Below are 23,327 nucleotides of genomic sequence, written 5' to 3'. Positions count from 1 at the left end.
AGGATGAAACTCAGCAGACGGGCCCGCAACGGCCTGATCGCAGGCACGGCGGCATTGCTGCTGGCCAGTTGCTCCAGTCTGAATTACTACCGCCAGGCGGCCCAGGGCCAGCTGACCCTGCTGTCGGACGCGCGCTCCATCGACGATTGGTTGAACGACAACGCCACCGACGCCAAGCTGCGCGTGCGCCTGGCCACGGCGCGCCAGATCCGCACCTTTGCCGTCAAGGAACTGGGCCTGCCCGACAACAACAGCTACAAGAATTACGCGGCCCTGAGCCGGCCCTTTGTACTGTGGAATGTGGTGGCCGCGCCGGAACTGTCGCTCAAACCGATCCAGTGGTGCTTCCCGGTGGCCGGCTGCGTCACCTACCGCGGCTACTACAGCAAGGAAGACGCCACCGAATATGCGCGCGTGCTGCGCGAAGAAGGCAACGATGTCTCGGTCGGCGGCGTGCCGGCATACTCGACCCTGGGCTGGTTCAACGACCCGCTCATTTCCACCTTCATCCACTATCCCGACGCCGAACTGGCGCGCCTGATTTTCCACGAACTGTCGCATCAGGTGGTCTACGTGGCCGGCGACTCGCAATTTAACGAATCTTTCGCCAGCGCGGTAGAAGAGGCCGGCGTGGAACGCTGGCTCAGCGGTTACGGTAACGAGACCATGCGCGAGAACTACCTCAAGATTTCGGCGCGCAAGAAGCAATTCCTGTCCTTGCTCTTGGGCTGCCGCGATGCGCTGGAAAAAGCCTATGCCTCGAAGATCAGCGTGGCCGAAAAACGCGCCGCCAAAGCCCGCCTGTTCCAGAAGCTGCAGGACGACTACCAGCTGCTAAAGGCGAGCTGGGGCGGGTACGCCGGCTACGACCGTTTCTTCGCCGAACCACTCTCCAACGCGCATCTGGCATCGATCGCCACCTACAACGATTTCATTCCCGCCTTCCGCGCCCTGTTGGCGCGCGAGAAAACTTTCCCCCGTTTCTACGCCGCCGCCAGGGCCCTGGCCGAACTCGAGCGCGACGAGCGCCACCGCCGCCTGAAAGCACTCGCCGGCGCCTGAACAAACGCCGGCAACTTTTCTGCCATACCAATGGGTGTTGCGGCACCGCACCAAAAGGTGGGTGCATCAAGCCTGTCTTAAATAGCAGCAAAAGCGCTTGCATCGGAGCGCATCGCCCGATAGCATCACAGACAGCGTAATAAAGCGCACGCTCGGTTTATTTTCTTGAGCGCAAAGATACTGGTCGGCAATGTGCGCCGAACCCACATAACGATAATATTCTGAGACTGAGGCACACATATGGACAAGATTTGGCTGAAATCCTATCCCGCGAACGTCCCTGCGGAGATCGACCCCGACCAGTACGGCTCATTAGTTCAATTACTTGACGAATCGTTCAAGAAATTCGCGACGCGCAACGCCTACGTCTGCATGGACAAATTCCTCACCTACGGCGAGCTCGACCAGTATTCGAAACGCATGGCCGCCTGGCTCCAGAGCCGCGGCCTGTCCAGGGGTGCGCGCGTGGCCGTGATGATGCCCAATGTGTTGCAATATCCGATTGCCATCGCCGCCATCCTGCGCGCCGGCTACACCGTGGTCAACGTCAACCCGCTGTACACCCCGCGCGAGCTGGAGCACCAGCTCACCGATTCCGGCAGCGAAGCGATCATCGTCCTGGAAAACTTTGCCCATACGCTCGAACAAGTCCTCACCAAAACCCCGGTCAAGCACATCGTGGTGGCCAGCATGGGCGAGATGCTCGGCGGCGTCAAAGGCGTAATCGTCAATTTTGTCGTGCGCAACGTCAAGAAAATGGTGCCGGCGTTTTCGCTGCCCAACACCGTGCGTTTCAAGGAGGTGCTGGCGCAGGGCGAAAAGATGACCTTTACCCCGGTCAAGGCCAGCGCCACCGACGTCGCCTTCCTGCAGTACACGGGCGGCACCACCGGCGTATCGAAAGGCGCGACTTTGACGCACCGCAACGTGATCGCCAACGTCCTGCAAAGCGAAGCCTGGTCGCAGCCGGCGCTGGTCAAGGCGCCCGTGGTCGAGCAGGTGGTGATTGTCTGCGCGCTGCCGCTGTACCATATCTTTGCACTGACCTGCTGCGCCATGTGGGGCATGCGCGTGGGCGCCCTGAATATCCTGATTCCCAATCCGCGCGATATCGGCGGCTTTATCAAGGAACTGTGCAAATACAAGATCAACATGCTCCCGGCGGTCAATACCCTGTATAACGCGCTGCTGAACCATCCCGATATCGGCAAGGTCGATTTTTCGGCCCTGAAGATTTCCAACGGCGGCGGCATGGCGGTGCAGCAGATCGTCAACGACAAATGGAAAAAAGTCACCGGCAGCTGCATCATCGAAGGTTACGGCCTGTCCGAAACCGCGCCGGTGGCCACCTGCAACCGTTCCGACCTGCTTGACTTCACCGGCACCATCGGCATGCCGGTGCCGTCGACCGACGTGGCGATTCTCGACGATGCCGGCAATCCGGTGGCGCTGGGCGAGCCGGGCGAAATCGCGATTCGCGGCCCGCAGGTGATGGCCGGGTATTGGAACCGTGCGGACGAAACGGCCAAGGTCATGACGGCCGATGGATTCTTCAAATCCGGCGACGTCGGCATCATGAACGAGCACGGCATGATAAAAATCGTGGACCGCAAAAAGGATATGATCCTGGTCTCGGGCTTTAATGTCTACCCGAATGAACTTGAAGAAGTCATTTCCAAGCACCCCGGCGTGCTCGAATGCGCTTGTGTCGGCGTGCCGGACGAGCATTCCGGCGAAGCGGTCAAGGTATTCGTGGTGCGCAAGGACCCGACCCTGACGGTCGAACAATTGATGGCTTACTGCAAGCAGGAATTCACCGGCTATAAAAAGCCGAAGTACATCGAATTCCGCAGCGAGCTCCCGAAAACCAATGTCGGGAAAATCCTGCGCCGCGTGCTGCGCGATGAAAAACACGTAGCGTAAGCGGCGGTAACGGTAACGTTCCCGATCCAATGAATTAGCGGCACGACCGCCTGCGGGCGGTCTTTTGCATTCAGAGGGGACCTCGAAAAACCGTAGCGAGCGGCGCAAGTTATGTCCGAGAAGCACAGCCGTACGAATGTACGGTGAGCATCGCAGGACGAAAATTGCGCCGCGCAGTAGGTTTTTCGAGGTTCCGAACAGTTAGAGTAGAAAAGACGAGGCATAGATGGACAAGTTTTGGCTTAAGTCGTACCAGGAGGGCGTTCCTGCGGAAATCGATTACACGCAATACCGCTCGCTCACTCACCTGCTGGAAGAAGCTTTCCGCAAGTACGCCGACCGCAAGGCCTACGTTTGCATGGACAAGTCCATCACCTACGCGGAACTGGACCGCATGTCGGCGCAGATGGGCGCCTGGCTGCAAAGCCGCGGCCTCAAACCCGGCGCGCGCGTGGCCATCATGCTGCCCAACGTGCTGCAGTACCCGGTGGCCATGGCCGCCGCGCTGCGCGCCGGCTACGTGATCGTCAACGTCAACCCGCTCTACACCCCGCGCGAACTGCAGCACCAGATGATCGACTCGGGCGCCGAAGCCATCGTCGTGCTGGAAAACTTCGCCCACACAGTGCAGGAAGTGCTGGCCAAGACCCAGATCAAGCACGTCATCATGGCCACCATGGGCGACCTGCTCGGCCCCCTGAAAGGCATGATCGTCAACCTGGTGGTGCGCAAGGTCAAAAAACTGGTGCCGGCGTTCTCGCTGCCGGATGCGGTCCCGTTCAACAAGGTGATCTCGGAAGGCGCGCACCTGACTCTCGCCCCCGCCACGCTCGGCCACGACGACATCGCGTTCCTGCAGTACACCGGCGGCACCACGGGCGTGTCCAAGGGCGCGGTCCTGCTGCACAAGAATGTGATCGCCAACGTGCTGCAGAACGAAGCCTGGCTGCAGCCGACCCTCGACACCCTGCCCAAGGGACAGCAGCTGCAATTCATGTGCGCGCTGCCGCTGTACCATATCTATTCGCTCACCGTGTGCGCGCTGATGTCCACGCGCCTGGGCGGCATGAATGTGCTCATCCCGAACCCGCGCGACATGCCTGGCTTCGTCAAGGAACTGGGCAAATACCGCATCAATGTTTTCCCGGCCGTGAATACCCTGTACAACGGCCTGCTCAACAACGCCGAATTCGCCAAGCTCGATTTTTCCAGCTTCAAGGTGTGTAACGGCGGCGGCATGTCGGTGCAGCAGTCGGTGGCCGACCGCTGGCTCAAGCTGACCGGCACCCCGATCATCGAAGGCTACGGCATGTCCGAAACGTCCCCGGTGGCCACCGCCAACCGCTGCGACATCAAGGAATTCACCGGGTCGATCGGCCTGCCGTATCCCTCCACCGACATCGCCATCCTGGACGACAACGGCAACCACGTGCCGCTGGGCGAGCGCGGTGAAATCGGCATCCGCGGCCCGCAGGTCATGGCCGGCTACTGGAAGCGCGACGACGAAACCGCCAAGTCGATGACCGCCGACGGCTTCTTCAAGACCGGTGACATCGGCATCATGGATGACAAGGGCTACACCAAGATCGTCGACCGCAAGAAGGACATGATCCTGGTGTCGGGCTTTAACGTCTATCCCAACGAAATCGAAAGCGTGATCTCGTCGCATCCGGGCGTGCTCGAATGCGCGTGCATCGGTGTGCCGGACCATAACTCGGGCGAAGCGGTCAAGCTGTTCGTGGTGCGCAAGGACCCGAACCTGACGGCGGAAGACCTGCTCGACTTCTGCAAGGAGCAGCTCACTGCCTACAAAAAGCCGAAGTACATCGAGTTCCGCACCGATCTGCCGAAGACCAACGTCGGCAAGATCCTGCGCCGCGAACTGCGCGATCCGGCGCCGGTCGTGACGGCGTAATATCAGGGGAGGCGCCAAGTAACTTACACCTGGCGCGCTCCCGCTTTTCCGTTGGCGACTTCAAACGTCGCCAGGGTCGCCTTGCCCGACTGCGCGTTGCGCACGTCGTCCAGGCCGACGAATACGGTCGTGGTCTTCTCCGGCGTCACATCCATCAGCATGAAACCGCGCTTGTCGCTGCGGCCGTATTTGGTATGCCGGTTCATCTCCAAGTACTGCAAGGTGCGCGCCTGCGGCCGTGAACTCGATGTCACCGAGGTCCCGCAAAACTCGGTCGCAATCACCGGATTGCCTTTCGAGGCCGGCCGGTTGAAGTCCTTCTGCAAATCCGACGCATAAAACGTGTGCACGTCGCCGGCCAGCACCAGCGGATTGGCCGCGCCGCTTTTGCCCAGCGCATCGAACAGGCGCTGGCGCGCCATCGGATAGCCATCCCACCCATCGTTCCAGAAGCGCCCATCGCCCGGTTTGGCAATCGGCAGCTGGCTCGATTGCGCCATCGGCGTCTGCTGCGCGATCAGGTTCCAGCGCGCCTTGGACGTTTGGAAGCCCTCGGCCAGCCATGCTTCCTGCTCGCGCCCCAGCATCGTGCGCGCGGGGTCGCGCAGCGCCGCACAGGCGCGCGTGACCGAACTCGAACCGCCCCGTCCCGCCGGCCCGCACGCATGCGTGGCGCGGTACTGGCGGTCGTCCAGCACATGAAAGCGCGCCAGCCGCCCCCAGTCGTAGCGCTGGTACATGCGCATGCCGCCGTAGTCGCCCGGCCGCGCCAGCACCAGCCGCAGGGGCATATGCTCATAAAACGCCTGGTAGGCCGCCGCGCGCCGCAGCGCAAAGCCGGCGTCGAGCCGTTCGTCGCGGTCGCCCGCGTAATCATTGCCCACCTCGTGGTCGTCCCAGGTCACGATCCAGGGCGCCGCCAGGTGCGCACCCTGCAAATCGGCGTCGCTCTTGTACTGCGCATAGCGCGCGCGATACTCGGCCAGCGAGAATGATTCCGCCCTGCGCACGGCCGAAGCAGGGTGCGCCAACTGGTAAGGCCCCCACTCGTAGATATAGTCGCCCAAAAACGCCACCAGGTCCGGCGCGGCGGCGGCGATGTGGCGGTGCGCGGCGTAGCTGCCGAATTCCCAGTGCTGGCATGAGGCCACCGCCAGTTTAAGGGCGGCCGGCATGGAATCTGGCTTTGGTGCGGTGCGGGTGCGCCCGGCCGGGCTGACCGCGTCGCCCAGCATGAAGCGGTACCAGTACCAGCGTGCCGGTTCCAGGCCGCGCACGTCCACGTGCACGCTGTGCGCCAGCGCCGGCAGCGCGCTGGCCGTGCCCTTGGCCACGATGCGCGTAAACGCCTGGTCGTGCGCCACTTCCCAGCGCACCGCAAAGGCGACCGCCGGCGTGGCTGCGGCATTTAACGGGTCGTTCAGGATACGCGTCCACAGCACCACCGAATCGGGCAGGGGAGAGCCCGAGGCCACCCCCAGGCTGAAAGGATAGGCCGTGCCTGGGGGACGCGCGTGCGCACCCGGCAGCACAAAGCCGCCGGCGGCAAGCGCCGCATGCTGTAAAAAGAGGCGGCGCGGCGCGTCCAAGGTTCCGCCTAGCGCTCTTGCGGGAACATCAGCTCATCGAGCGCCGGCACCTTGCGCGGCTTGCGGTCGTCGCCGGTGGCCACATAGGTCAGCGTGGCCTCGGTCACCTTGACGGTGTTGGCCTGCAGGCGGTTACGCTCGGCGTAAACTTCCACATACACGGTGATCGAAGTGTTTCCGACCTTGGTGATATCGGCATAAAAAGACAGCAGATCACCGACGAACACGGGGTTTTTGAAGACGAACGAGTTCACCGCAACGGTGGCCACGCGTCCGTTGGCGCGCCGCGTGGCCGGTAGCGAGCCGGCAATGTCGACCTGCGCCATGATCCAGCCGCCGAACACATCGCCGTAGACGTTAGCGTCGGACGGCGCGGGCATGACCCGCAGCTCGGGCATCTTGCCGGCTGGGAGACCTCGCGGGGAGAGCGCGGGAGTGGGAACAGGTACGGCGTTTTCTGGCGTGGTCATCGTAAAATCTCTTGAAGGGCTACAATCGACCGGAATTGAACCACAAATCCCCGAGCTCCGCCATGCGCCGTCATTCTTCACCCCCGCCTCCCGTCGACCCGAACGTCCCGCGCCGCAGCGACTGGGGCACCTTAAAGACCCTGATTCCCTACCTGTGGGTCTACAAATGGCGCGTGATGGCGGCGCTGGGCTGCCTGATCGCGGCCAAGCTGGCCAACGTCGGCGTGCCGCTGGTGATGAAGCAGCTGATCGACCAGCTGACCATCAATCCGTCGAACCCGAAGGCGCTGCTGGTGCTGCCGCTCGGCGCGCTGGTCGCCTACGGCCTGCTGCGCCTGTCGACCACCGTGTTTACCGAGCTGCGCGAATTCCTGTTCGCGCGCGTCACCCAGCGCGCCGTGCGCACCATCGCGCTGCGCGTGTTCCGCCACCTGCACGCGCTCTCGCTGCGCTTTCACCTGAACCGCCAGACCGGCGGCATGACGCGCGATATCGAACGCGGCACGCGCGGCGTCAGCTCGCTCATCTCGTACACCCTGTTTAACATTTTGCCGACCCTGGTCGAGATCACCCTGGTGCTGGGCTACCTGGTGACCCACTACGACATCTGGTTCAGCGCCATTACCGGCGTGGCGCTGGTGACCTACATTGCGTTCACCGTCATCGTCACCGACTGGCGCACCCACTTCCGGCGCACCATGAACGACCTCGATTCCAAGGCCAACACCAAGGCCATCGACTCGCTGATCAACTACGAAACCGTGAAGTACTTCGGCAACGAAGACTACGAAGCGGCGCGCTACGACGAAGGCCTGAAAAACTACGAGAACGCCGGCGTCAAGTCGCAAACCTCGCTCTCGGTCCTCAACACCGGCCAGTCGCTGATCATCGCCACCGCCGTCACCCTGATTTTGTGGCGCGCGACCGAAGGCGTCATCGCCGGCAGCATGACCCTGGGCGACCTGGTGCTGGTGAACTCCTTCATGATCCAGCTGTACATTCCGCTTAACTTCCTTGGCGTGATCTACCGCGAAATCAAGCAAAGCCTGGCCGACATGGAGCGCCTGTTCTCGCTGCTGGACCAGAACCGCGAAGTGGCCGACAGCAAGGGCGCCAAGACCCTGGCCACCCACGGCGCGCAAGTCGCGTTCTCGAACGTGAACTTCAGCTACGAAGCGAAGCGCCAGATCCTGTTCGATGTCGATTTCACGATCGCGGCCGGCACCACCACCGCCGTGGTGGGCCACAGCGGCTCAGGCAAGTCGACCTTGTCGCGCCTCCTGTTCCGTTTTTATGACGTCAACAGCGGTGCAATCACCATCGACGGCCAGGACCTGCGCAAGCTCACCCAGGAATCGCTGCGCCGGGCGATCGGCATCGTGCCGCAGGATACGGTGCTGTTCAACGACACCATCGAATACAACATCGCCTACGGCAAACCGGGAGCGGGCAAGGACGACATCATCGCCGCCGCGCGCGCGGCCTCGATCCACGACTTCATCGAAACGCTGCCGGACGGTTACGCCACCATGGTGGGCGAGCGCGGACTCAAGCTGTCGGGCGGCGAAAAGCAGCGCGTGGCCATTGCACGCACCCTGCTCAAGGACCCGGCGATCCTGATTTTTGACGAAGCCACTTCCGCCCTCGACTCCAAGGCCGAACAGGCGATCCAGGCGCAGTTGAAGGAAATCGCGAAGAACCGCACCACCCTGGTGATTGCGCACCGCCTCTCGACGGTGGCCGACGCCGAGCAAATTCTGGTGCTCGATCACGGCCGCATCGTGGAGCGCGGAACGCATTACGCCCTCCTGGCGGCGAACGGCCTGTATGCCCAGATGTGGGAACGGCAGCAGGCGAAGCAGGACGAAGAAGCCGTGGAGTAAGGGCATCGCGACTGTTGCACGGCTGCCCGTGGTCGCCGTACGCATGGCGAAAAGTATTTACACAACAAATATTTCCACGGAGAATGTCTGCTGGCATCCCATCTCCGTGAAAATATGATCAGCATCGAACAAACCATCGAGTTAAATCTCACCACCCCGCTCGATAACTGCTGCAACTGCGGCGCCTCCGGTGACCTGAACCTGTATGAGACGCCGATGCGGCGCACCCGCTTCATGCTGTTTGCGGGCACCCAGCTCACGCTCCTGGAGACCTTTCCCTACTGTGGCAAATGCAAGGGCAGCGCCGCGCGCGTGCGCAAGAACTCGATGGCCAAGTTCCTGACCGCGTGCATGGTGTGCGCCGCGCTGTTCCTGGTGTTGGTGCTGAGCGCGTCCGGTTTGCCGGAGTTCGTGTCGGAGAATCTGTTTTACGCGTCGGCCATCATCGCCGCGATCGCGACCGGCGGCTACTTTTACCTGCGCGAGAAAGACGGCGGGGAGCGTTCCTACTATCAGCCCGTCAGCCTGGGCGCGATCAAGCAGGAGTTCAGGTCGGGGGATATCAGGTGCGTGAGCCTGAAGTTGAGGAATGCGGCGTACGCGCGGGTGCTGGCCAAGGCAAATGCCGAGATGGTGCGAGCGGGGATGCTCCAGATCGACGGACCGAAGTGAATGGCGGGCGCGTGGCGCCCGCCCATGAAGCAGTTAGTAGGTGTAGAACATGCGCTGGATTTCCTTGGTGCTGTTCGTTTTGGTCAGCGCCAGCATCAGCAGGATGCGCGCCTTTTGCGGGTTGAGCGTATCGGCCGCCACGAAGTCCAGCTGATCGTCATTGGCTTCGCCGTTGCGCGCCAAAATCCCCTGTCCCACGCGGCTGGCGCGCACGATGATCGCGCCCTTGGCGCGTGCCGCTTTCAAGGACGGCACTACTTTGCCGGCCAGGCTGCCGTCACCCACGCCCGCGTGGATGATGCCCTTGGCGCCGGCGGCCATGAAGGCGTCGACCGCCACCGGATTCATGTTCGCGTAACCGTACACGATGTCGACCTGCGGCAGCGACTGCAACGCGCCGATATCGAACTCGGTCTCGGTGGTGTGCTTGCGCAGCGACTGGCGATAGAAGAATGGTTTACTGCCCTGGATATACCCGAGCAAACCGAGTTCGCTGGTGCGGAAGCTGTCCAGGGTCGAGGTATTGACCTTGGTGACATCGCGCGCCGACTGGATCTGGTCGTTCATCGCCACCAGCACGCCCTTGCCGACTGCTTCCGGGCTGGCCGCCAGCATCACCGAGTTATACAGGTTGATCGGGCCGTCGGCCGACAGCGCGGTCGATGGACGCATTGCGCCGACCAGCACCACCGGTTTGCGGCTCTTGACCACCAGGCTGAGGAAGTACGCGGTTTCCTCCAGCGTGTCGGTGCCGTGCGTGATGACGACGCCATCGACATTGTTCTGCGCCAGCAGCACGTTGACGCGCTTGGCCAGCGTGAGCCAATGCTCGTTGCTCATGTTCTCGCTGGCGATCTGGAATACCTGCTCGCCGGTGACGTTGGCCACCTTGCCCAGTTCCGGCACCGCCTTGATCAGGTTCTGCACGCCCACCGTGGCGGCGGTGTAGCCGACCGTGGTGGTGCTGCTCGCGCCCGTGCCGGCGATGGTGCCGCCGGTGGCCAGGATGGTCACGTTGGCCAGCTTCGGCTGCGCCGTTTCGGCTTGCACCGCACTGGTCACCGCCACCAGCATGGCGAAGAGGGCGATCATCGATCGCGTGGTTTTCTGGTACAGCATGGGTTCTCCTTGGGTTTCGTTTGACGATGTGATTTTGGGGGCCTCGAAGACCCGTAGCGAGCGGCGCAAGTTGCGTCCGAGAAGCGGAGCCGTACGAACGTACGGTGAGCATCGCAGAACGAAAATTGCGCCGCGCAGTAGGGTATTCGGGGTCCCTTATGGTTGTTTGTAGACGACGCCCTCTTTCATGACGAAGCGTACCTGCTGCATCAGCGCGATGTCGCGCAGCGGGTCGCCCGTGACGGCGATGATGTCGGCCGCGTAGCCCGCTTCCACGGAACCTAAGCGCGTACCCTGGTCGAGCAGGGCAGCGGCGTTCAGGGTGGCGGCGCGGATCGCTTCGAGCGGCGGCATGCCCGCTTCGACCATGTAGGCGAATTCCTTGGCGTTTTCGCCGTGCGGGAACACGCCGGCATCGGTGCCGAAGGCAATCTTCACGCCCGCCTTGTAGGCGCGCCCGAAGGTAGCCTGGATCTGCGGGCCGATGGCGGCCGCTTTCGGGCGCACCAGCGGCGAATAGTAATCCGGCTCCTTGGCCTTGTCGGTCACGTAGCGGCCGGCCGAAATGGTGGGCACGAACCAGGCGCCGTGCTTCTTGAACAGGGCGATGGTTTCATCATCCATCATGGTGCCGTGTTCGATCGAGTCGATCCCGGCGCGCAGCGCGCGCTTGATGCCTTCGGTGCCGTGCGCATGGGCCGCCACGCGAAAGCCGTAGTCCTTGGCGGTGCTGATGATGGCGCGCAGTTCGTCTTCGGTGTACTGCGAATTCTGGCCGCTGCGGGCCTGGCTCAACACGCCGCCGGTGGCGGTGACCTTGATCAGGTCCGCGCCTTCCTTGTAGCGCGCGCGCACCGCTTCACGCGCGCCCTCGGCGCTGTTGACCACCCCTTCATTGGGGCCGGGCGTGCCCAGTGCGTGGCTCAGGCGGTGCGAAAAATTGTTGGTCGGGTCGGCGTGTCCGCCGGTGGTGGCGATCGACTTCCCCGAGGTGAACATGCGCGGCCCCGGAATGCTGCCGGCCGCAATGGCGCGCTTGAGCGAGACGTTCAGGCCATCGCTCGCGCCCAGGTCGCGCACGGTGGTAAATCCGGCCTTGAGGGTGCGCTCGGCAAAGATGACGGAGCGGTACGCATGGTCGGCCGGATTGAGGCTGATGGCGTCGCGCAGGGCGTCGGCCTGCTTCTGGGTTTCGCCGGTCAGGTGCACGTGCATGTCGATCAGGCCGGGCAGGCAGGAGTGGGCCGACAGGTCGATGTGGCCCGCTGCCGGGTTAGCGCCCATCGGCCCGACCGACTTGATGCTGCCGTCTTCCACGACGATGCTCACCTTCTCGCGCCAGGCGCCGGTTTTCACATCGAGCAGGCGTCCGCAATCGACGGTCTGGGTGGCGGCTTGCGCACTACCGCAAGCGAGCAAAATACCGATGGCGGACAGCTTGAGCATTGCGGGTCTCCCGAGAGGAATGATGGCAAAAGAGCATACACGAAATCGATCCGGCAAAGTCAGGACCCCAAACGCACAGGGCGGAAAAGCTGTGCTTTTCCGCCCTGTGCGCGTTGCCGGTTACTTGAGCGGCGAGGTGGCCGGTTCGACCAAGCCCGGGTCGCTCAATTCGCCCTCCCACTTGGCCACGACGGCCGTGGCGATGGCATTGCCGATCACGTTGGTGGCCGAACGCGCCATGTCGAGGAAGTGGTCGATGCCCAGCAACAGCAGCAAGCCCGCCTCGGGAATGTTGAACTGACCGAGCGTGGCGGCGATCACCACCAGCGAGGCGCGCGGCACGCCGGCCATGCCCTTGGAGGTGAGCATCAGCACCAGCATCATGGTCAGCTGGGTCGACAGCGACAGCTCGATCCCGTAGGCCTGGGCGATGAAGATGGTGGCAAAGGTACAGTACATCATCGAGCCATCGAGGTTGAACGAATAACCGATCGGCAGCACGAAGGCGGCGATGCGGTTGCGTACACCGAAGCGCTCCAGGCCTTCCAGGGTCTTTGGAAAAGCCGCCTCGGACGACGCGGTCGAAAACGCCAGGATGGTCGGTTCGCGCACTTCACGCAGCAGGGCGAACACGCGCGGGCCCAGGAAGATGAAGCCGGCAATCGTCAGCGCCACCCACAGCACCAGGATGGCAAGGTAGAACTCGCCCATGAAGATACCGTAGGTGGACAAGATCCCGATCCCGCTCTTGGCGATAATGCCCGACACCGCGGCCAGCACCGCGATCGGGGCCAGGTTCATCACATAGCCGGTCACCTTGAGCATGACGTGGGCCACGCCGTCGATGGCTTCGATCATCGGGTTGGCGCGTGCGCCGACCGCCGCTGCGGCGGTGCCGAAGAACAGCGAGAAGATCACGATCTGCAGGATTTCGTTCTTGGCCATGCCATCGACGATCGACGACGGCACCAGGTGGGTGACGAATTCTTTCAAGGTCAGGCTGGTGGTAACGATGCCCGACACCGCGCCGGCCGGCGGCAGGTGCGCCACCATGGCGTCGCCTGGGCGGAACAGGTTGACCAGGATCAGGCCGAGCGAGAGCGAGAGGATCGAGGCGATCACGAACCAGCCGAGCGCCTTGGCGCCGATGCGGCCGACTTCCTTGGCGTCGCCCATTTTGGCGATACCGACCACCAGGGTCGAGAACACCAGCGGCGCGATGATCATTTTAATCAGGCGCAGGAACAGCGTGGTCACCAGCGACATGTATTCGGCAAAAGCGGCCGGGTTGGGCGTGCTGACGTTGATGACATACCCGATCACCACCCCGAGCACGAGTGCCAGCAGGATGTAAAGGGTAAGGCGATTTTTCTGGTTCATGGGCTGTGCATCCTGTATTTGAGTCGATTCGGCGTCGTCAGCGAGCAGCTGAAAGCTGGTCTCCCTGCGTTCTCGGGCAAAATAGCGGTATTTTGTGAGCGAACCAGCCAGTGTGGTGATGATTTTCTTGGCAAGTTCCGCAGTATCCTAGGGGGCGCAGGTGCTGTCAAGCTCGCACCTCCTCTACCAGAACAGACGAAAAACAACATGATCGAACTAAAAAATGTCAGCAAGTGGTATGGCCAGTTCCAGGTACTGGCCGACTGCACGACCGCCGTGGGCAAGGGTGACGTGGTGGTCATTTGCGGCCCGTCCGGCTCCGGCAAGTCGACCCTGATCAAGACCGTCAACGGGCTCGAACCGTTCCAGGAGGGGCAAGTGCGGGTCGACGGCGTCTCGGTGGGCGACAAGAAAACCGACCTGTCGGCCCTGCGCGCGCGCATCGGCATGGTGTTCCAGAATTTCGAGCTGTTCCCGCACCTGTCGGTACGCGACAACCTCACACTCGGCCAGACCCGCGTGCTTGGCCGCAGCCCGGAGGAAGCGACCGCCAAGGGTTTGCAGTACCTGGACCGGGTCGGCCTGCTGGCGCAGCAGGATAAATACCCCAGCCAGTTATCTGGCGGGCAGCAGCAGCGCGTGGCGATCGCGCGCGCCCTGTCGATGGACCCGATTGCCATGCTGTTCGACGAACCCACCTCCGCGCTCGACCCCGAAATGATCAACGAAGTGCTCGACGTGATGGTCGGCCTGGCGCAGGAAGGCATGACCATGATGGTCGTCACCCACGAAATGGGCTTTGCGCGCAAGGTGGCCGGGCGCATTTTGTTCATGGATCACGGCCGGATTGTTGAAGACAGCCCGACCCAGGAATTTTTCACGGCGCCCCGTTCCGAGCGGGCGCGCGAGTTTTTGGCGCGGATCATTCATTAAGCGTGGCGGCGCGCTTGGTGCCGCCCGCGTATCAGCGAGACATGGTTAGGTCAATTTGGCCTCAGCTTGGGCGAGTATGTCATCGAGATCGCGCAGCGCATCGTTGGCGCTGTAATACTCGCCGCCATGCAGGGCAGCGTCGCGCGAGGCCAGGCCGCGTTCGATAAAGCGGCGCTGGTGACGGCGCTGCCGCATGTGTCGCCGCACCGATTGCGCGGCAAAGCCGGACAGGGGTTCGCCGCTTTCCGAGGTGCGTTGGGCGACTTTGTGCACATCGGGCATGATCTGTAGAGAGCGGAAGTTGGCAGCTTTCAAGGTGGATTCCATGCGTAGCGTTTGAAACGTCAATATCTCAAGCTCCCAAAGCAGATGCAAGCAGCATGTTCAAACGTGCGCTATGTTTCTTGGAGGAAGCATGAGCGATTGCTTGCCTGCGGAGGTTAAAATACCGCATCCGTTTTCCGAAAGCCGCCATGTCCACCATCGATACCCCCCAGAGTCTCACCATCACCCGTCCCGACGACTGGCACCTGCACCTGCGCGACGGCGCCGCCCTGGCCAGCGTGCTGCCGCACAGCGCGCGCCAGTTCGCCCGCGCCATCGTCATGCCGAACCTCAAACCCCCGGTGACCACCACCGCCATGGCCCAGGCCTACCGCGAGCGTATTTTGGCCGCGCTGCCGGCCGGCATGCGCTTCGAACCTTTGATGACGCTCTACCTGACCGACAACACCGACCCGGAAGAAATCCGCCGTGCCCAGGACAGCGGCTTTGTCCACGCCGTCAAGCTGTACCCGGCCGGCGCCACCACCAATTCCGATGCCGGCGTGACCGACCTGGCGCGCTGCTACAAGACGCTCGAAGTGATGCAGGAAGTCGGCATGCCCTTCCTGGTGCACGGCGAAGTGACCGACCAGGAGATCGACCTGTTCGACCGCGAGGCGGTGTTCATCGAGCGCGTCATGCGTCCGCTGCGACGCGACATGCCGGAACTGAAAATCGTGTTCGAGCACATCACCACCAAGGACGCGGCCCAGTACGTGGCCGAAGCCGACGGCCCGATCGCCGCTACCATCACTGCGCACCACCTGCTGTACAACCGCAACGAGATTTTCAAGGGCGGCATTCGTCCCCATTACTACTGCCTGCCGGTGCTCAAGCGCGAAGAACACCGCCTGGCGCTGATGACGGCCGCCACCAGCGGCGACGAGCGCTTTTTCCTCGGCACCGACTCGGCCCCGCACGCGGTGGGCGCCAAGGAAACCTCGTGCGGCTGCGCCGGCTGCTACACCGCGCTGCACGCGATGGAGATGTACACCGAAGCGTTCGAACGCGCCGGCGCGCTCGACAAGCTCGAAGCCTTCGCCAGCTTCCACGGCCCCGACTTCTACGACCTGCCGCGCAACACCGACCAGGTGACCTTGAAGCGCGAAGCCTGGACCCTGCCGCAAACCGTGCCGATGGCCGATTCCACCCTGGCGCCGCTCAACGCCGGCGAGCAGATTAACTGGAAACTGCTGTAAGCGATGCTGCCGCAGATTGACTGGGCGCGCCCGTGGTACGACGCGGTGCGCCCCGCGTTTGCGCGCCTGCCGGTCGGCGTCCACTGCGTGGCCGACGCCCTGAACGCGGCTGCCGCGCCGCTGGCGCTGGTCAACCAGCGCGGCCTGCCGCTGCGCTTCGTGCCGCAGGATGACTTGCCCGACGGGCGCGCCTACGAAGAATTCATCGGCGCCACCGGCTGCGTGCCCACGCGCGAGAACCTGCACGACTTCTTCAATGGCCTGGTGTGGCTGACCTTCCCGCGCATCAAACAGCAATTGAACGCCCTGCAGGCGGCGCAGATTGCGCTGGCCGGGGTGGGCAAGTCGCGTGGCGCGGCGCGCGACGGCGCCACCATTTTCGACGAAAACTCGGCGCTGCTGGTGGCGCGCGCCGGCGGCCAGGGCGCGCGCCTGGTGGCCGCCCTGCGCGCGCACGGCTGGATTGAGGCACTATACGAACGGCGTGGCGCTTTTGGGCCGGACGCCGAAGTCTGGCTGTTCGGGCACGCGCTGATGGAAAAGCTGGTCGCGCCGCGCAAGGCGATCACCGCGCACACGCGCGTGGTGCTGGCCGGCGACGATTACTTCGCGCTGGCGCACGACGAACGGCGCGCCTGGATCGACCGGAAAGTCGCCGCCGAACTGGCGCACGAAGGATTGAGCACTGCCTGCTTTACCCCCTTGCCGGTGCTTGGCGTGCCGGGATGGTGGGAAGGGCAGGACCACGCGTTTTACGCCGACACCACGGTATTTCGGCCCAAGCGGGTCGTTTGAGGAGAACACATGACTGAAGCGGTACGTTGGGGAATTCTGGGCACGGGCAAGATTGCGCGCGCGTTTGCCACCGCCTTGCGCGACACACCTGGCGCGGTGCTGGCCGGCGTGGCCTCGCGCAGCCTGGAAAGCGCGCAAGCCTTCGGCGCCGAGTTCGGCGCGCTTGAGAGCTACGGTTCTTACCAGGCGTTGGCCGAGGCGCCGAATATCGATGTCGTCTACATCGGCACTCCGCACCCGATGCACGTCGAGAATGCCGTCATGGCGCTGGGTGGCGGCAAGGGCGTGCTGTGCGAGAAGCCCTTCACCATGAACCGGCGCGAGGCCGAACAGATCGTGACGCTGGCGCGCGAGAAGAAGCTGTTCCTGATGGAGGCGATGTGGACCCGCTTCATGCCGGCGCTGGCCGAAGTGCGACGCATCATTGCGTCGGGCGAAATCGGCACCGTGCACCAGGTAACCGCCGATTTTGGTTTCGCGGGCACGCAAGACCCGCTGCACCGCCTGAACAATCCGGAACTGGGCGGCGGCGGCCTGCTCGACCTGGGGATTTACCCGCTCTCGATTGCGGCCGCGCTGCTTGGGCCGGTGGCCGAGGTGCAGGCCATGGCGGTCATCGGCGAGACCGGCGTCGATATCCAGACCGGCTTCACCATCAAGCACGAAGGCGGCGCCATGTCGGTGTGTAGCTGCTCGCTCAGGGCCAAAACGCCGGCGGAGCTGACCGTGTCCGGATCGCTCGGCCAGGTGCGCATGAACACCATGTTCCACCGGGCGCAGTCGGTGACCGTGACCACTGCGGACGGCGCGCGCACGATCGACACGCCGTACCTGGGCAACGGCTATGTGCACGAGGCGATGGAAGTGGGGCGCTGTCTGAAAGCAGGGCTGCTGGAGAGCCCGGGCATGCCGCTCGACGAAACGCTGCATCTGATGGGGGTGCTCGATACGATTCGCGGGCAGATCGGGTTGCGCTATCCGTCGGACTTGTAGCGTCGTGCTGCCATCACCACCCGTCGTTCCCGCGCCAAGGCGGCACTCGGCGGGAATTCATAGCACCTCCGCTTAGCCCAAGTGCTATGGATTCCCGCCTTCGCGGGAAAGACGGTTTGGAGTGAAACGATAAAATTTGGCGGCAGCAGCCCTACACCTTCAGAAATTCTTCCTTACCACCCAGCCAGCGCGCCAGATGCGCCTCCACCACATCATCGACCGCCTCATGAATCAGGTTATGCGCCACGTCGCGCGCCTGTTCCACCAGCCACTGGTCGGTTTCCAGGTCGGCAAACCTGAGCATCGCCTGGCCCGACTGGCGCGCTCCTAAAAACTCGCCCGGCCCGCGAATCTCCAGGTCCCTGCGCGCGATTTCGAATCCGTCGGTGGTCTCGCGCATGGTCATCAAGCGCTGCTTGGCGATCGGCCCCAGCGGGCTCTGATACAGCAGCAGGCACACGCTGGCCGCCGAGCCGCGTCCCACCCGGCCGCGCAACTGGTGCAGCTGCGACAAGCCGAAACGCTCCGCATGCTCGATCACCATCAGCGACGCATTCGGCACATCGACCCCCACCTCGATCACGGTGGTAGCCACCAGCACCTGCACCTCGTTGGCGGTGAAGGCATCCATCACCTCCTGCTTCTCGGCCGCCTTGAGGCGCCCGTGCACCAGCCCCACCTGCAAATCGGGCAGCGCCTCGGCCAGCATGGCGTGGGTATCGGTGGCGGTCTGCAACTGCAGCGCTTCCGATTCTTCGATCAGCGGACACACCCAGTAAATCTGGCGTCCCTCCAGCGCCGCCGCGTGCACCCGCTCGATGACTTCATCGCGCCGGTTCTGGTCGATCGCGCGCGTGACGATCGGGCTGCGCCCCGGCGGCAGTTCATCGATGATCGACACTTCCAGGTCGGCGTAATAGGTCATCGCCAGGGTACGCGGAATCGGCGTGGCCGACATCATCAGCTGGTGCGGGGTCTTGCCGTTGCTGCCCTTGTTGCGCAAGGTGAGGCGCTGGCCGACGCCGAAACGGTGCTGCTCGTCGACGATCACCAGCCCCAGTTTCGCAAACTGCACCGTGTCCTGGATCAGCGCGTGGGTGCCGATGACCAGCTGCGCCTCGCCCGACTCCACCATGGCGGTGGCGGCCAGCTTGTCCTTCTTTTTCAGGCTGCCGGTGAGCCACGCCACTTTCACGCCGAGCGGCTCCATCCAGCCGGCGATCTTGCGGAAGTGCTGGTCGGCCAAGATTTCGGTGGGCGCCATCAGGGCTGCCTGGTAGCCGCTGTCGATCGCCTGCGCGGCGGCCAGCGCCGACACCACCGTTTTGCCGCTGCCGACGTCTCCCTGCAACAGGCGCTGCATCGGATAGCCGTTTTTCAGGTCGGCGCGGATTTCCTTGAGCACGCGTTGCTGCGCGCCGGTCAGCTTGAACGGCAGCTGCCCCAGAAACGCCTCCGACAATTCGCCGATCGCCTTGAGCACCGGCGCCCCCTTGACCCGGCGCGCCCGCTGCGCGCGTTTGAGCGAGAGCTGCTGCGCCAGCAGTTCGTCGAACTTCATGCGGATCCAGGCCGGGTGCGAGCGCTCCACCAGCGAATGGGCGTCGATTTCCTGCGGCGGATAGTGCAGCAGCCGCACCGACGGCTCGAAATCGGTCAGGTTCATCTCTGCGCGCAGCGCCGGCGGCAGGGTGTCATGCCAGTCGATGCGCTTCATCGCGTCGGCGATCGCGCGCCGCAAAATCGCCTGCGACAAGCCTTCGCCCGACGGATACACGGGCGTGAGCACGGTCGGCAGCGGCGCGCCTTCGTTAATCACCTTGTAGGTCGGATGCACCATCTCGGCCCCGAAGAAGCCGTGTTTCAGTTCCGCCCGGGCGCGCACGCGCGTGCCCTCGGCCAGTTGCTTGACCTGGCTGCCGTAAAAATTCATGAAGCGCAGCAGCAGGTCGCCGCTGGCGTCGGCGATGGTCACCAGCAGCTGGCGCCTGGGGCGGAAGCTGATCTCGTTTTTCGTGACCACCCCCTCGACCTGCGACACATGGCCGCCGCGCAGGCAGGCTTCGCGGATCGACACCACGACGGTCTCGTCCTCGTAGCGCATGGGCAGGTGCAGCACCAGGTCCATGTCGGTGTGCAGGCCCAGCTTGGCGAGCTTGCTTTCGTTGGTTTTCGGTGGCGTTTTCGGTTTGGTCGGCGGCATATTGAAGCAAGGTGAAGCAACGGCGGTGCGTAAGCGGGTAAAATAGAGGGTTGCCCTGCACGCGTGAGCCCTTATTGTACGGCTCTTGACCCCTTTTTTTACAAAATTAGCAGAATGTACTCGCTCTCCGACTTCGATTTCGACCTGCCCGCCGAGCGCATCGCGCAAACACCGCTGCCCGACCGCAGCGCTTCCCGCCTGCTGCACCTGGACGGGACCGCCATTGTCGACCGCCAGTTTGCCGACATCGTCGGCCTGCTCGCCCCCGGCGACCTCTTGGTGATGAACGACACGCGCGTGCTTAAGGCGCGCTTTTTCGGCGTCAAGGAAACCGGCGGCAACGTCGAGGTGCTGGTCGAACGCATCCTCGACAGCCGCACCGTGCTGGCCCAGGTGCGCGCCTCCAAGTCGCCCAAGCCCGGCAACCGCATCCGCCTGGCCGACGCCTTTGACGTCACCGCGGGCGAGCGCGCCGGCGAATTCTTCACCCTCGTCTTCGACGGCGACGTGTTCGAGCTGATCGAAGCGCACGGGCGCCTGCCGCTGCCGCCTTATATTGAACACGATGCCGACGAATTCGACGAAACGCGCTACCAGACCGTGTATTCGCGCGAGCCGGGCGCAGTCGCCGCGCCCACCGCCGGCCTGCACTTCGACCAGGCGCTGCTGGCCGCGCTCAAGGCCAGGGGCGTCAATTTCGCCTACGTGACCCTGCACGTGGGCGCCGGCACCTTTCAGCCGGTGCGGGTCGAAGCGCTGGCCGAGCACAAGATGCACACCGAGTGGTACACCGTGCCGCAGGAAACCGTGGACGCCGTGCGCGCCGCCAGGGCGGCCGGGCGCGATGTCGTGGCGGTCGGCACCACCAGCCTGCGCGCGCTCGAATCGGCCTCGCAGTCGGGCGAACTGGTGGCCGGCAGCGCCGACACCGCCCTGTTCATCACGCCCGGCTACACCTTTAAAACGGTGACGCGCCTGATCACCAACTTCCACCTGCCCAAATCGACCCTGCTGATGCTGGTGTCGGCCTTTGCCGGGTATGAGGCCATCCGCGGCGCCTATGCGCACGCCATCGCCAGCGAGTACCGCTTCTTCAGCTATGGCGACGCCATGCTGCTCACGACCGACAACAAGTAGACCGGACCAACCATGCTCGACTTCCAACTTCTCAAGACCGACACCAGCGGCCTGTCGCACGCGCGGCGCGGCCGCCTCACGCTCAATCACGGCGTCATCGAGACCCCGATCTTCATGCCGGTCGGGACCTACGGCTCGGTCAAGGCGATGTCGCCGGTCGAACTCAAAGAGGTCGGCTCGCAGATCATTTTGGGGAATACCTTCCACCTATGGCTGCGCCCGGGCACCGAGGTGCTCAATAAGTTCGGTGGCCTGCACGGCTTCATGGGCTGGGACAAGCCGATCCTGACCGATTCCGGCGGCTTCCAGGTGTTTTCGCTCGGCGCGATGCGCAAGATCACCGAGGAGGGCGTCAAGTTTTCCTCGCCCATCGACGGCAGCAAATTGTTCCTCTCGCCCGAGATTTCGATGCAGATCCAGCGCGCGCTCAATTCCGACATCGTCATGCAGTTCGACGAATGCACACCCTACGAAATCGACGGCCGTCCGGCCACCTCGGTGGAAGCTGCGACCTCGATGCGCATGTCGCTGCGCTGGGCCCAGCGTTCGATGAACGAGTTCACGCAAGGGGAAAACCCGAACGCGCTGTTCGGCATCGTCCAGGGCGGCATGTTCGAAAACCTGCGCGACGAGTCGCTGGCCGGGCTGGAAGAGATCAATTTCCCGGGTATCGCCATCGGCGGCCTGTCGGTGGGCGAGCCGAAGGAAGACATGATGCGCATGTTGGAGCACGTCGGCCCGCGCCTGCCGGCCAACAAGCCGCACTACCTGATGGGCGTCGGCACGCCGGAAGACCTGGTCGCCGGCGTGGCCAACGGGATCGACATGTTCGACTGCGTCATGCCGACCCGGAATGCCCGCAACGGCTGGCTGTTCACGCGTTTTGGCGACGTGAAGATCAAGAACGCGCGCTACAAGGACGACCAGGGGCCGCTCGACGAGAGCTGCGACTGCTACTGCTGCAAGAACTTCTCGCGCGCCTACCTGCACCACCTGCACCGCTCGAAAGAGATTTTGGGAGCGCGCCTGAACACGATCCACAACCTGCACTACTACCTCAAGCTGATGAGCGAAATGCGCGACGCCATCGACGCCGACCGTTTCCACGCCTTCCGCCTCGAATTCAACGCCGGCCGCGCACGGGGTGTCTAATTAGTTGCAAAACCGGGGACAGACCCCGGTTATGCAACTTTTCCTGTGCCAGTGCAGTGCCCAGTTGTTGTAAAACCGGGGTCTGTCCCCGGTTTTACAATAAAGGCGGTGTGGGAAATGCGCGTTTGTTGTTCAAAAATAAATAACTCCCGCCCGCTTGCAAAAATGAAGTTGGCAGTCACATAGGCCAAATTGGCTACCCCGCAGCATGCGGTGCTAGAATACAGCGCTGATTTTTTAACGAAACTAACCTCAATATCGGAGTCTCCCGTGTTTATTTCCAACGCTTATGCGCAAGCTGCCCCTGCTGCCGCCGATACCAGTCTGATGGGCAATATGAGCACCTTCCTGCCCCTGATTCTGATGTTCGTGGTCATGTATTTCCTGATGATCCGCCCCCAGCAAAAACGCGCCAAAGAGCAGAAATCGATGATGGACGCACTCGCCAAGGGCGATGAAGTCGTCACCGCCGGCGGCATCCTCGGCAAAGTCGTCAAGGTCAGCGACAGCTATGTCACCATCGACATCGCCGCCAACACCCCGATCGTTGTGCAGAAGAGTTCGATCACCACGCTGCTGCCGAAAGACACGCTGAAGTCCCTGTAAGCCCGACGCGCGGCCCCGTGCCGCCTGACTGCTCAACATTGAACGCTGGAACACTATGAATCGCTATCCCGTCTGGAAATACATTCTCATCGTCATTGCGCTGTTGCTGGGTGCCTTGTACACGGCGCCCAACTACTTCGTCGAATCGCCTGCGCTGCAGGTGACGACCGGCAGTTCGATCCTCAAGATCACCAACGCGACGAGCGAACAGGTCGAAGCCGCCCTCAAGGCGGCCGGCATCGCGCACGATGGCGTGGCACTGGACGGGAATGAAAACAGTACGTCCGTGCGTGCGCGTTTCGCCACCACCGACGCCCAGTTCAAGGCCAAGCTGGCGCTCGAACGCGCCCTGAACCGCAACCCCGCTGAACCGGATTACATCGTCACCGTCAACCTGGTGAAGAACACCCCGCACTGGATGCAGGTGCTGCGCGCGCTGCCAATGAATCTGGGCCTGGACTTGCGCGGCGGCGTGCACTTCCTGATGCAGGTCGACGTGGCGGCGACCACCGAAACCAAGATCAAG

At 63.1% G+C, this 23,327-nt stretch carries 19 protein-coding genes and 1 pseudogene; 13 read left to right on the top strand and 7 right to left on the bottom strand.

From position 1 onward, the window contains the following. Positions 1-3: 3 nt before the first annotated feature. The 3 genes from F1609_RS32620 (at position 4) to F1609_RS32610 (ending at position 4,900) form a co-directional block, all read left to right on the top strand. Positions 4-1,062, top strand: coding sequence for an aminopeptidase (locus F1609_RS32620; RefSeq protein WP_167081872.1), 1,059 nt, complete (start codon positions 4-6; stop codon positions 1,060-1,062). Between the two features lie 240 nt (positions 1,063-1,302). Further along, positions 1,303-2,985 (top strand): long-chain-fatty-acid--CoA ligase, encoded by a 1,683-nt coding sequence (locus F1609_RS32615; protein ID WP_167081870.1) that lies wholly within the window; start codon positions 1,303-1,305, stop codon positions 2,983-2,985. A gap of 226 nt (positions 2,986-3,211) precedes the next feature. Continuing rightward, a complete protein-coding gene (locus tag F1609_RS32610) occupies positions 3,212-4,900 on the top strand; it encodes a long-chain-fatty-acid--CoA ligase (RefSeq protein ID WP_167081868.1) in 1,689 nt (562 codons plus the stop codon). 23 nt (positions 4,901-4,923) lie between these two features. Here the strand turns inward: F1609_RS32610 and F1609_RS32605 are convergent, their stop codons facing one another. Further along, the gene (locus F1609_RS32605; RefSeq protein ID WP_167081866.1) at positions 4,924-6,489 is read right to left on the bottom strand and encodes an alkaline phosphatase D family protein; all 1,566 of its coding nucleotides are present in this window, start codon (positions 6,487-6,489) and stop codon (positions 4,924-4,926) included. A gap of 8 nt (positions 6,490-6,497) precedes the next feature. Further along, positions 6,498-6,959: an acyl-CoA thioesterase gene (locus F1609_RS32600; RefSeq protein WP_167081864.1), complete on the bottom strand. Its 462-nt coding sequence runs from the start codon at positions 6,957-6,959 to the stop codon at positions 6,498-6,500. A 62-nt stretch (positions 6,960-7,021) separates the two neighbouring features. Between F1609_RS32600 and F1609_RS32595 the strand changes: the two genes are divergently transcribed. After that, positions 7,022-8,842, top strand: a complete 1,821-nt coding sequence (locus F1609_RS32595) for an ABCB family ABC transporter ATP-binding protein/permease (protein WP_167081862.1) — start codon at positions 7,022-7,024, stop codon at positions 8,840-8,842. A gap of 114 nt (positions 8,843-8,956) precedes the next feature. Further along, complete coding sequence (locus F1609_RS32590) at positions 8,957-9,514, top strand: hypothetical protein (RefSeq protein ID WP_167081860.1); 558 nt, start codon at positions 8,957-8,959, stop codon at positions 9,512-9,514. Between the two features lie 33 nt (positions 9,515-9,547). On the opposite strand, the gene F1609_RS32585 is transcribed toward F1609_RS32590, so the two are convergent. The 3 genes from F1609_RS32585 to F1609_RS32575 form a co-directional block, all read right to left on the bottom strand. After that, entirely contained in the window at positions 9,548-10,588 is a 1,041-nt protein-coding gene (locus tag F1609_RS32585) for a type II asparaginase (RefSeq protein ID WP_370661700.1), read from the bottom strand. Positions 10,589-10,789: 201 nt separating this feature from the next. Continuing rightward, entirely contained in the window at positions 10,790-12,079 is a 1,290-nt protein-coding gene (locus F1609_RS32580) for a metal-dependent hydrolase family protein (RefSeq protein WP_167081856.1), read from the bottom strand. 120 nt (positions 12,080-12,199) lie between these two features. Then, a complete protein-coding gene (locus tag F1609_RS32575; RefSeq protein ID WP_167081854.1) occupies positions 12,200-13,459 on the bottom strand; it encodes a dicarboxylate/amino acid:cation symporter in 1,260 nt (419 codons plus the stop codon). A gap of 207 nt (positions 13,460-13,666) precedes the next feature. On the opposite strand from F1609_RS32575, the gene F1609_RS32570 reads away from it, so the two are divergent. Then, positions 13,667-14,392 (top strand): amino acid ABC transporter ATP-binding protein, encoded by a 726-nt coding sequence (locus F1609_RS32570; RefSeq protein WP_167081852.1) that lies wholly within the window; start codon positions 13,667-13,669, stop codon positions 14,390-14,392. A gap of 45 nt (positions 14,393-14,437) precedes the next feature. Here the strand turns inward: F1609_RS32570 and F1609_RS32565 are convergent, their stop codons facing one another. Further along, positions 14,438-14,707 carry a prevent-host-death protein gene (locus tag F1609_RS32565; RefSeq protein ID WP_206752981.1) on the bottom strand — a complete coding sequence of 90 codons (270 nt, stop codon included), beginning with the start codon at positions 14,705-14,707 and terminating at the stop codon, positions 14,438-14,440. A 158-nt stretch (positions 14,708-14,865) separates the two neighbouring features. On the opposite strand from F1609_RS32565, the gene pyrC reads away from it, so the two are divergent. Genes pyrC through F1609_RS32550 form a run of 3 tightly spaced genes read left to right on the top strand, consistent with a single transcriptional unit; the run spans position 14,866 to position 17,703 of the window. Further along, complete coding sequence (gene pyrC, locus F1609_RS32560; protein ID WP_167081848.1) at positions 14,866-15,915, top strand: dihydroorotase; 1,050 nt, start codon at positions 14,866-14,868, stop codon at positions 15,913-15,915. A gap of 3 nt (positions 15,916-15,918) precedes the next feature. Further along, positions 15,919-16,710, top strand: a complete 792-nt coding sequence (locus F1609_RS32555; protein WP_167081846.1) for a DUF3025 domain-containing protein — start codon at positions 15,919-15,921, stop codon at positions 16,708-16,710. A 9-nt stretch (positions 16,711-16,719) separates the two neighbouring features. Continuing rightward, complete coding sequence (locus F1609_RS32550; protein WP_167081844.1) at positions 16,720-17,703, top strand: Gfo/Idh/MocA family protein; 984 nt, start codon at positions 16,720-16,722, stop codon at positions 17,701-17,703. A gap of 151 nt (positions 17,704-17,854) precedes the next feature. On the opposite strand, the gene recG is transcribed toward F1609_RS32550, so the two are convergent. Next, positions 17,855-19,906, bottom strand: coding sequence for an ATP-dependent DNA helicase RecG (recG, locus tag F1609_RS32545; protein ID WP_167081842.1), 2,052 nt, complete (start codon positions 19,904-19,906; stop codon positions 17,855-17,857). Between the two features lie 114 nt (positions 19,907-20,020). Between recG and queA the strand changes: the two genes are divergently transcribed. The 4 genes and pseudogenes from queA to F1609_RS32525 form a co-directional block, all read left to right on the top strand. Continuing rightward, positions 20,021-21,043 (top strand): tRNA preQ1(34) S-adenosylmethionine ribosyltransferase-isomerase QueA, encoded by a 1,023-nt coding sequence (gene queA, locus F1609_RS32540; RefSeq protein ID WP_167081840.1) that lies wholly within the window; start codon positions 20,021-20,023, stop codon positions 21,041-21,043. A gap of 12 nt (positions 21,044-21,055) precedes the next feature. Further along, the gene (gene tgt, locus F1609_RS32535; protein ID WP_167081838.1) at positions 21,056-22,195 is read left to right on the top strand and encodes a tRNA guanosine(34) transglycosylase Tgt; all 1,140 of its coding nucleotides are present in this window, start codon (positions 21,056-21,058) and stop codon (positions 22,193-22,195) included. A 327-nt stretch (positions 22,196-22,522) separates the two neighbouring features. Beyond that, positions 22,523-22,801 (top strand): preprotein translocase subunit YajC, encoded by a 279-nt coding sequence (yajC, locus tag F1609_RS32530; RefSeq protein WP_229422181.1) that lies wholly within the window; start codon positions 22,523-22,525, stop codon positions 22,799-22,801. Positions 22,802-22,856: 55 nt separating this feature from the next. Next, a pseudogene (locus F1609_RS32525) lies at positions 22,857-23,327 on the top strand (protein translocase subunit SecD); the annotation flags it as partial.

It is taken from the genome of Massilia aquatica, assembly GCF_011682045.1.
Lineage (GTDB): Bacteria > Pseudomonadota > Gammaproteobacteria > Burkholderiales > Burkholderiaceae_D > Telluria_A > Telluria_A aquatica.
Note: the sequence above shows the minus strand (reverse complement) of the source record. Positions and strands in the feature narration are given on the sequence as shown.